The sequence below is a fragment of the Eubacterium pyruvativorans genome (genome assembly GCF_900102225.1).
Classification (GTDB): Bacteria; Bacillota; Clostridia; order Peptostreptococcales; family Anaerovoracaceae; genus Aminicella; species Aminicella pyruvativorans.
This window is the reverse complement of the sequence record NZ_FNBF01000023.1, coordinates 23607-33730: the sequence shown is the minus strand read 5'-3', so window position 1 is coordinate 33730 and position 10124 is coordinate 23607. Positions and strand designations below refer to the sequence as shown.

Sequence of the window (10124 nt, the reverse complement as noted above, 5' to 3'; positions counted from 1 at the left end):
TAAAAAAGTCGGGATAGAGCATAAGCTGATCAGGCCCAGGACTCCCTGGCACAACGGCAAGGTAGAACGTAGTCACAGGAATGATCAGGAGCGGTTCTACAACTTCCTCAGCTTCTACTCGTTCATGGATCTGAAGAAGCAAATGTACAGATATATGCGCAGATCGAATAATATCCCGATGGCTGTTCTCGGCTGGATGTCTCCTGTAGAGAAGCGCGCTCAACTCGAGGGACACTGACTTATCCTTCGTGCGCTACGGCTTGCGTGTGCTGGCGATTTCTGGTCAAAATCGCCAGCCCTGATCAGATCATTCTAATGGTATCAAACGGCCTTTTATCTTTTTTTCAATTTAGGTCTCACATCATTGATTAATGCACACGGATACAGCACGGCGCGGGGAAACACGCCGATTTCCCGCGCCGATGATACACTTTCTGTTAAACGAATTCGATCCGGACATCCCGCACATTGCTCAGGTAGACCAGAGACGCATAATCGATATCGAATTCCAGCACGTCTCCCACCTGAAGATCCCGCTTCGCATCCTGGATATCCAGAATGGTGTGGTCACTGGAAGCCCCGATCACTTCCACCCCCGGCTCCCGGGGGAAGATCTCCTCGATACTGCCGTAGTCCACCTTGCCGATGGCCGCCAGCGCCCGCTTCCGGATTCCCCGGTCCTCGTAATGCTGCTTCCTGCCGAACGCATCCACACCCAGTTCTCCCACCGGATGAGTAGGCTTGTCCTTCACTTCAATCAGTTCCGTCTTCAGTGTGAACACATCCTGATGCATGTCCCTGAGATCATAGCCGTAGAACACGTCCAGGTCCCGGGCCAGCAGAATCTGCTCGCCGATCCGAAGATTCGTGATTCCCTCCGGGATGTTGCCGTCCAGCACCCGCATGTAGCTGGAAGAGGCGCCGCCGGATACGATTTCCAGTTTCCGGCCGATCCGCTTCTCCACCCGGCGTGCGATCACCACTAATTCTTCCAGTTTCTCCGGCGTCGCCAGCACGGAGCCGTAGCAGCCCACGTTGGTTCCCACACCGGCCAGTTCCAGATGCGCCAGATCATTCTCCACCCGGGCGCAGACTTCCACCATCTCGTCCTTGTCCCAGAAACCTTCTCTCAGGTCTCCCAGATCCGCCATGATGATGACCCGGTGCGTCTTGTGCTGTCTTCCGGCCTCTTCATTCAGCGCTTCCAGCACGGAAATCTCGCTTTCCAGAGAGTAATCCGCATACCGGATCACGTTCTGCACATCGCTCAGCATCGGAATCCGGATCAGCAGTGTCGGAATGGAAATGCCGGACTCCACCGCCGCAGCCAGCTGATCAATCCGGGAGGACGCAATGTACCGGCATCCCCCGTCCTGGAACTGGCGGCTGCATTCCGGAATACCGCTGGGACCCTTCATGACACCGGCCACGGAAATCCCGTATTTCCCGCAGTTCTTCACGACAACTTCTACATTTTCTTTCAGATATCCGAGGTTCACCTCGAGACATGGATAATTCTGATACAGCATTACCGTTCCTTCCTGCCTGTCAGATAGACGAAATTATCATCATCGATGTATCCCAAGTCTCCGGTATGGAACCATCCGTCCCGGAGCACCCGCTTCGTTTCTTCCGGATCGCCCTGATAGCCGGCCATGATGCCCGGCCCTTTCACCAGAATTTCCCCGATGCCGCCCCGGTCCCGGTTCACGATCTTCAGGCCGGTTCCCGGCAGCAGGTATCCCGCTGCATTCGGCTTCTGCATCTTCACCTGGTCCGGTCCCGCCGCCACAGCAGAGGAGGCTTCCGTCATGCCGTATCCCTGTGCCACAGCGATTCCCATGAGATCGAAGAACGAGACGATCTCCTGATCCAGAGCGCCGCCGCCGGAAATCATGAGACGCATTCTTCCGCCCAGCCGCTTCCGGGCGTTCTTCGCCACACCGTGCAGCAGATCGATACCCACGAATTTCGTGGCACGGCTCACCATTCTGCGGCTGCGGAACGGAATCAGCCCCGCATTGTCTTCCGCATGACTGCGGGTGATGTCATATAGTTCTCTGATCATCACCGGCTCTGCCAGCAGAATGGTCGGCTTCACATCTTCCAGATTACTCCGGAGCCGGTCCGAACCCTCGGAGTTGGCCACTTCCGCACCCCGGTACAGCGGAAGAAGCAGACCCATGTTGCACTGATATACATTATTCGGCGGAATAACGGAGAAGATCGTATCTTCTTCGCCCATTCCGATCACAGAAGACAGCTGAATCACGTTGGAAACCAGATTCCGGTGGGTGAGCGGCACGGCCTTGTGCTTCCCCGCTGCGCCGGAAGTGAAGAAGATCGCCGCCTGGTCGTCTCCGGTCACCTCCGCATCCAGGAACTGCCGGTCCCCCTGGGACGCCTGATCCTTCCCTTCCGCCAGAAGGCTGTGCCAGGACAATGTGCCGTCCGGATTCTCCACCGGCGTATCGCTTCCGGATTCGAAGAAGTGTTCCTCGTCCTCCACGCCCCAGCGGATCCGCATGGATACCGGTGCGCCCGTTTCCAGAATTTCCCGTACCTTCTCTTCATACCGCTCGTCGTAGACGATGACATCGGCGCCGGTCACCGCCAGTTCTCTGGCCAGTTCTTCCGGATCCAGCTGTCCGTCCATCGGCACGACGGTGCCCACACCGGTCATAACCGTCAGGTAGGTGATCTGCCACTGGTAGCTGTTCCGTCCGATCAGCGCCACCTTCTTCCGGTACACGCCCCGGTTCATCAGCGCCGTTCCCAGCCCTTCCAGGTCGGCTCTGGCCTGCTGGTACGTCATTTCCACGAATGCGCCCTCCGGATGGAACTTCTGCAGGAAAGCACCCTTCCCCCGGTACCGCTCTTCGCTGCCGTTCAGCAGATCCTTCACACTGCCCGCCGGCCACTGATCCCGGTACTGCACCGACGGATCCTGGGATTCCCGGATGCGGGAGATCAGATCCCGGGCCGAACGCAGATCCAGTTTCTTTTTGTCTACCACATTCAAACTTCCGGCGTCGGAAATCTGGCTGCGCATGACGTTGCCGTAACGTTTGATCTTTCCGGTGGTGGTCTTCACGAACTCCGTCTCCCGGATGTTGATGCGCTTCACCTGCTTGTACGGCGGCATGGTCTCGTTGATGCTGTCCACCAGATCCTTGTAAAAATGGTAGATGTCGCTGCGGCTCATCTCCCCCTTCTGTTCCTTCAGCAGGGCATAGTCCGGGAAGATGTCTGCGGTGATGATGACATTCCCCACCCGCTCGTCCTGGACGCCGTGCACCAGCACTTCCTTGATCCGTTCGTCCTTCAGAAGCACGTCTTCCACTTCTTCCGGGAAGATGTTCTTCCCGCCCTTGGTGACAATGACGGTTTTCGAACGGCCCGTCAGGTACAGGTAACCGTCCCGGTCGAAGTAGCCCAGGTCTCCGGTGTGGAGCCAGCCGTTCTGCAGCGTTTCGGCGTTGGCCTCTTCATTTTCATAATATCCCATCATGACGGAGTCGCTCTTCACGATCACCTCGCCGATGCCGTCCTCATCCTGGTTGATGACCCGGACCTTGGATCCCGGCAGCGGAAGGCCCACCGACCCGGTCTTCGACGCATCCATCGGGTTCAGCGCCACGATCGGGGAGCACTCGGTCATGCCGTAACCCTGAATGACCGGCAGTCCCATGGCAGTGAATTCATCGATGACGTGGGGATCCGCCGCAGCACCTCCCGCTACGAACACCTGCATGTCGCCGCCGAAGGACTTGTGAATCGTCCTGAACATGCGGCGCACCACAGCCTTGTTTCTGTATAGTTTCAGGCGTTTCGACAGGTCGATAGCCCGGCGCAGCTTCTCTGCCTCTCCCCGCCTCTTCGCCTGCTTCCACATCCCCTTGTACATCTTCTCGAAGACCAGCGGCACCCCCAGCATGACGTTGGCATGGGTTTCCGCCATATTCTTCTGGATATACCGGATGCCCTCGCAGATCGCAATCGTCTTTCCCTGATAGAAGGTTGTCCAGATGTCGCAGGTCATCTCATACACATGATGCACCGGCAGGATGGACAGCACGATGCCCGGCTCCGGGATCCGGAAATACTTGGACATCGCATAGACGTTGGACGCAATATTGCGGTGGGAGATCATGACCCCCTTCGCCATGCCGGTGGTGCCGGAGGTGAACAGCAGGGTGGACATCTGATCCGGGTCCACGTCCCGGTCCAGATAAATGCGGCTTCCTCCCTGTACCAGCTCGTCCCCTTCCTGAATCAGGTGCCGGAAGGACAGGGTGTCCGCCGTGTGTTCCTCCGCATCCATATCGATATAGTAGCGAACCGCTCCATTGTCCCGGCTCCGGATCTTTCCGATCGTCTCCTCCATCTTCCCGGAATAGACGATGGCGGCCGCGCCGGAGCGCTCCATCAGTCCGCATAATTCTCCCTCCGGCAGGTTTCTGTCCAGGGGCACGATCACGCCCACACCGGAAACCGCTGCGAAGTAAGTGAGAAGCCATTCATACCGAGTCTCTCCGATGACGGCGATCTTCTGATCCGCCAGACCCATTTCCATGAACTTGGTGCCCAGCGCCCGGAGATCCTTTCCCACCTTGCCGTAAGAGATCGGGACGAATTCCCCCAGCTCCCGGTCTTTCACCAGATAAGCCGTCTGGTCAGCGTATTCCTGTATACTGGTCGTCAGCAGATCCTTCAGATCCGTAACCTTCCGGAACTTGAATAATTCTCCGTTGAATTTATTGCCTGACATAGAAACGTTTCCTTCCCTCGTATGTTCTTGGTTTATATCTTTGTTATTTTATCATATCCACAGCCGGGGGCAAGTGACAGTATTGTGATAAAAACCACGAAAAAAGCGGAGGACCCATGCCCTCCGCTCCGGGAATTACCTTCTATTATTCTGTTTTCCGGCCGGGGTCAGTCCGCTCACAGCCGCCCTCCGCCGCTCTCCGCCGACTACAGGGAATCTGCGATCCGGATGTTTTCCCGGATGCCGTCACAGCACTCCTGGAAATGCTTCTTCTCTTCTTCGGTCAGCGGCAGCTCCACCACTTCTTCGCAGCCGTCCTTTCCGATGACAGCCGGAACACCGGCGAAGGTGTCCGTCACGCCGTATTCCCCCTCCAGCGGTGCGCTGACCGGCAGGATGACCTTCTCGTCATGGAGAACCGCACGGATGATCCGGGCTGCGGTGGCAGCGATCGCATACTCTGTGCAGTTCTTGCCGTTGAATACGGTCCAGGCCCCCTCGATGACATCCTGCACCATTTCTTCGTGGTCGAAGCGGAAACGCTCATCCTTCTCTGCCAGCTCCGACAGCTTGTTGGCGCCGAAGGAAACCACGGACCACGGTGCGAACTGGGCGTTGCCGTGTTCGCCGATCATATATGCTGTAATGGACTTGTGATCCACGCCGGTGGTCTCCGCCAGATGGGCGATCAGACGGGCGGAGTCCAGTCCGGTCCCCGTTCCGAAAACATGACCCTTCGGCAGGCCCAGCCCCTTGGCGATCTCTGCGGTGACGATGTCGCACGGGTTGCTGATGTTCAGGAAGATGCCGTTGAAGCCGGATGCCTTCACCTTCGGCAGGAAACCCTTCGCCGCCGGTACGGTGAATTCCATTTCCTTGACCCGGTCGTGGGATCTGGCCAGGGACAAAATATCACCGCTGGCGTTCACCACAATGTCACAGTCCTTCAGATCCGGATAGTCACCGACAGTGACCCGGACACGGTGAGGCATATAGACGATGGAATCCCGGATATCCCGGCATTCGCACTCTGCCTTCGCCCGGTTGATGTCGATCAGTACGATTTCATCTGCGATCGCCTGTGTAACCAGCGCACTCAGAACGTGAGCGCCCACATGTCCCAATCCGATAATGCCTGCTTTTCTTGTCTTCATCTTGAATTCCTCCCGTTTCGCGCCTGATATGCCGCTTCCGTCCCGCACCGCAGGGCGGATAACGATTATTTCATCCGCATACATATACGCATTGTTATTTGTTTCACTTATCTGCTATCATAGCACAATTCCGGAGAAACGAACTGCCGCCACGGTAATCCGGAGGCGGCAGCCGCAAAAAATTCTTTTGTTTTGTGTCGAAAAACAACGTATTTTCTGATCCTTTCATTTCTTGTATACAAAGCACACAAATTCCCGTTTATCTCCGGTCCGCTTCCCGCTCCTGCTCCCTGCGGGCAACCGCATTCGTGTCCAGGGTCTTCCCGAACACGAAGAACCGGTCATAGAGGAACTCAGTGATGAAGTTGCAGCACATGTTCAGCAGGGTCACCAGATAGTCATTCCACCCCAGATCCTCCGCCAGATAGTTGCCCAGCAGCGTGGTCGCCGGCGTGAACACACAGTAGAACGCCGCCACCTTCAGCATGGCCACCGGCACGTTGTTGGCGGACTTGAAGGTGTAGCGCCGGTTCAGCGTGAAATTCCACAGCACGGAGCACACCAGTGCGATCAGGTACCGGGGCCAGTACGGCCAGTCCGTCAGCCGCTCCAGCAGAGCGAAGACGCCAATCTCGATGACGCCGGCGGAGATGGAAAACAGAAAGAATTTCACGGACCGCACCGCTTCTTTCCTGCCATTGATTCCACTCATTTCGAACCCTCCTTCCTCATCGGTTCAGAATGCCCATCAGCGTCCGGTTCTTTTCATACAGTTCCCGGAAAACCCGGTAATTCCGGTCATAGACCGCCCTCACCGCCGGATCTCCTGACGGCTCGTAGACACCGGTCACCGGAATCATATCCTTCACCTCTTCCAGCTTCCGGATGATTCCCAGTCCCTGACAGGCCAGGGCCGCCGCCCCCACAGAGCCCACATCCTGGGGATCCGGCACCGTTTCCACGGTCCGGTTCAGAATATCCGCCAGGATCTGACAGGTCACCGGGGACAGGGCGCCGCCCCCCACGAAGCGGACCTTCTCCGAGGAACGGACCTTCCGGTCCGCACACTCCAGCATCCATCGGAGGTGGAAACAGATTCCCTCGACCACCGCCCGGATCATCTCCGTCTTCCCGGTTTCCAGCCGGACATTGAAGAACATGCCGCAGGCGGCGGGATCCTCGAACGGACACCGGTTCCCGTGGAGCCACGGAGTGAAAATCACGCCGCCGGACCCCGGCTCCGCCTTCCGGATGGTATCCGTCAGGTAAGTGAAAAGACTGGCGCACACCGCCTCGTGGTCCCCCGTTCCTTCCGTCACATCGTGCTTCTCCAGATAGATGCCGATCTCGTCCAGCGCCAGATGATTCTTCACCCATTCCAGGCATTTCCCGGCAGTTTCCATTTCGGCGAAATAGTTGAACCGTCCCGGCTCCGCCCCCACAATGGCGGCGATCATGGAAGACGGATCCACTGCCCGGCGGTCCGTCACCGTCTCCACCCAGCCGCTGGTTCCCTGATAGATGTGGGTGTCCCCGAGGCCCGCCGCACCTGCCCCCACACCGATGAGAGTGGCGTCTCCGCCGCCTCCGAAAACCGGAGTCCCGGGAAGCAGCCCCAGTTCCCGGGCCGCATCCTCCCGGAGCGTCCCCGCCCGGGCCTGACACGGAATCACTTCCGGCAGATGATCCATATTCACGCCGAACAGACGGCAGAGTTCCCGGCTCCAACCTTCCCGGCCCTTCCGGGTGTCATACAACATGGTGGAGAACGCCGAATCCGGGGTCATGACGAAAACACCGGCTGCCCGGGCAATCAGACTTTCTTTCACATCCAGCCACCGGTACACCCGCCGGAAATTCTCCGGCTCGTGCTTCTCGACCCACTTATATTTCCACACCGGATCCTTCACACTCAGCGGCGCCGCTCCGGTGAGCCGGATACACTTCAGCAGCCTCCGGGCATTCCCGCCGGCAATGCAAATTCCCTTCTGCATCCCTTCCCGGATTTCCGCCTTCGCCCGCTGATCCATATAACTCATGGGCCGTCTGACCGGCTTCCCTTCCCGGTCCACCAGCACCAGCCCCTGCATCTGGGAACAAAAAGAAATGCCCGCTATCTCCTCCGCCCCGGTTCCGGTTTCCTCCATCACCTGCCGGGCGGTGCTGCACATGGCGCTCCACCATTCATCCGGATCCTGCTCGGCGCCCCCGTCCGGGAGCAGATACAGTCCGTATCCCGCACTGGCCCCGGCCAGAATCCGCAGCGTTTCCCCCGCTTCAACGATACAGGTCTTCACCCCTGTGGTGCCGATATCGAACGCCAGAATTTTCTTTTTGTCCACGCTCATTCCCCCTGTTCCGCATCCGGTCCGGACTCCCGGAAAAATCCCGCCATGAGACTTGTCATCTGCCGGATCAGTTCCTCCCGGTCCGGCTCCCCGCAGTAGATCCGCCACCGCTCGTCATAGTAGGTCAGGCTGCCGGTGAACTGCAGCATCATCAGCAGATTATCAAAAAACATCGCCATGTATTCCGGCCGCACCCTCTGCCGGAGCATGCCCCGCCGGGCCAGATCCGTCATCAGCCGGACATACACCCGGGAAGACTCCTCCTCGATTTCCCGGGCCAGCCGCCGGGTCTCCTCCCCTTTCTCCCAGTTCGTGATCCGGTGATAAAGCAGCATCTCCTCCCGGTTGTCCCGGGCGAAATCCGCCGCGGCCCGCACCAGATGCTCCGCCAGCTCCTCCGGGTGCTCCCCGGCGCTGCGGACCGGGTCCAGAACCGCCTGCAGGGCTTCCAGGCTCTTCCTGACGCAGGACAAAAAGAATTCTTCCTTGCTCCCGTAATACTTATACAAAACCCCGACGCTGATGCCCGCCTTCTTCGCAATTGTATTGATGTTGGCCCGGTCGTACCCCAGCTTCGCGAACTGGGTGATGCCGGTGCGCAGGATTTCCCCCTGCTTATCGTCCGTCAGTTTTCTTCCCATGGGACTGTCCGATCCTCTTCGAGTAACTCTTCTGGTAGAACATCCGCTGGAGCAGGGCATCCGCCTTCCCCAGATAATGGTGCGGGTGACGGCTGTCCGCCGTGTCATAAATCGCCGCCTTGCACGCCTTCTCCAGAATCATCCCCACAGCCTCTGCATCGGCCCGGGTCCTTCCGGTAGTCAGGGCGCCCCCGTAGCGGATCAGCACCGCATTCCGTCCCCTGAGGCCGCTGATGATCTTCTTCGGGGACAGATCCGCCATCCGGACACATCGGATATCTGTCCCGGCCACCTGGGCCAGATCGTCCAGGTAAGGCGGCAGTGTCTTCCCGGCGGCGCTGTACGCCGCAACATCCTCTGCGGTGTTGTGCAGTATACAGGAAATGCTCCGGTCCGCCCGGTAGACCGCCTCATGGAGAAGAACCACCGGAGATGCGTTCTGCGGCAGCTCCCCGATGTGGTATTCCGTCTCCCGGCCGTTCTCCCGGACCCTCATCCTGCGGCCGCTCCGGATGCTGCTCCCGTAGTCCGGAATCTGATAAGGCTGATGACAGTTATGTTCATCGAAAAACGGGGTTTTCCCTCCCGCCCATTCGATCTCGTTTTCACAGACTTCCTCCAGCATCCGGGCTTTCCGGAAGGCATCCTCTTCACTTTTTGCCAGTACGAAGGTGCCGTGGCTCCGCATGAGAAACACGGAATGCCGGGGATACTTCTTCACCACCTGCTCCACTTCATGCCGGAGCTTCTTCGTAGAGGAAATCCCGTACCCTGCGCACGGCACGAAAGATCCCAGAAGCTCCTCCGCCCCCCGGACATTCACCGTGACCGCATGCCCCCGGACGCTCACCGCAGAGGCACAGGGCTGGTGAGTGTGGATAATGAAATCCACATCACTCCTGAGCCGGTATGCGTCGGCATGAATCCACTTCTCACTGGAGGGCTTGATCTCCCCCTCGTAACTGCAGTCCTCGATCCGGCACCGGACCAGATCCCCGGGCCTGAGACTTTCATACGCCATACCGCTTGGGGTGATGATGAATTCGCTGTCGGAGATCCGGGCGCTGATGTTGCCCCAGGTCCGGGCGGTCAGCCCCTCCTTCACCAGCCGGATGCCGGCGTCCACCACAAGCCTTCTGGCCTCTTCTTCTGTATAACTCATTTCTGCTCCTCTGTTTTCTTTCGTTCGTTTGCGGTCGGCCGCGGTCGG

8 protein-coding genes are annotated in these 10124 nt (G+C 58.4%); 1 reads left to right on the top strand and 7 read right to left on the bottom strand.

Annotated features, from left to right (window positions below; genetic code table 11):
* Positions 1–238: integrase core domain-containing protein (locus BLQ24_RS07925; RefSeq protein WP_143004277.1), on the top strand; the 238-nt coding region annotated here is incomplete at its 5' end.
* Positions 239–437: 199 nt separating this feature from the next.
* Here BLQ24_RS07925 and BLQ24_RS07920 read toward each other — a convergent pair.
* The 7 genes from BLQ24_RS07920 to BLQ24_RS07890 form a co-directional block, all read right to left on the bottom strand.
* Positions 438–1529 (bottom strand): alanine/ornithine racemase family PLP-dependent enzyme, encoded by a 1092-nt coding sequence (locus BLQ24_RS07920; RefSeq protein WP_090164426.1) that lies wholly within the window; start codon positions 1527–1529, stop codon positions 438–440.
* Complete coding sequence (locus tag BLQ24_RS07915; protein ID WP_090164423.1) at positions 1529–4771, bottom strand: AMP-binding protein; 3243 nt, start codon at positions 4769–4771, stop codon at positions 1529–1531. The genes BLQ24_RS07920 and BLQ24_RS07915 overlap by 1 nt, the downstream gene beginning before the upstream one ends.
* Before the next feature lie 206 nt (positions 4772–4977).
* The gene (locus BLQ24_RS07910) at positions 4978–5925 is read right to left on the bottom strand and encodes an L-lactate dehydrogenase (RefSeq protein WP_090164430.1); all 948 of its coding nucleotides are present in this window, start codon (positions 5923–5925) and stop codon (positions 4978–4980) included.
* Between the two features lie 259 nt (positions 5926–6184).
* Entirely contained in the window at positions 6185–6637 is a 453-nt protein-coding gene (locus tag BLQ24_RS07905) for a GtrA family protein (RefSeq protein WP_090164421.1), read from the bottom strand.
* Between the two features lie 16 nt (positions 6638–6653).
* A complete protein-coding gene (locus tag BLQ24_RS07900; RefSeq protein ID WP_090164428.1) occupies positions 6654–8267 on the bottom strand; it encodes a xylulokinase in 1614 nt (537 codons plus the stop codon).
* A gap of 2 nt (positions 8268–8269) precedes the next feature.
* The gene (locus BLQ24_RS07895; protein ID WP_176755885.1) at positions 8270–8914 is read right to left on the bottom strand and encodes a TetR/AcrR family transcriptional regulator; all 645 of its coding nucleotides are present in this window, start codon (positions 8912–8914) and stop codon (positions 8270–8272) included.
* Positions 8889–10076 (bottom strand): class II aldolase/adducin family protein, encoded by a 1188-nt coding sequence (locus BLQ24_RS07890; RefSeq protein ID WP_176755884.1) that lies wholly within the window; start codon positions 10074–10076, stop codon positions 8889–8891. Before BLQ24_RS07890 ends, BLQ24_RS07895 begins: the two co-directional genes overlap by 26 nt.
* Between the last annotated feature and the right edge of the window lie 48 nt (positions 10077–10124).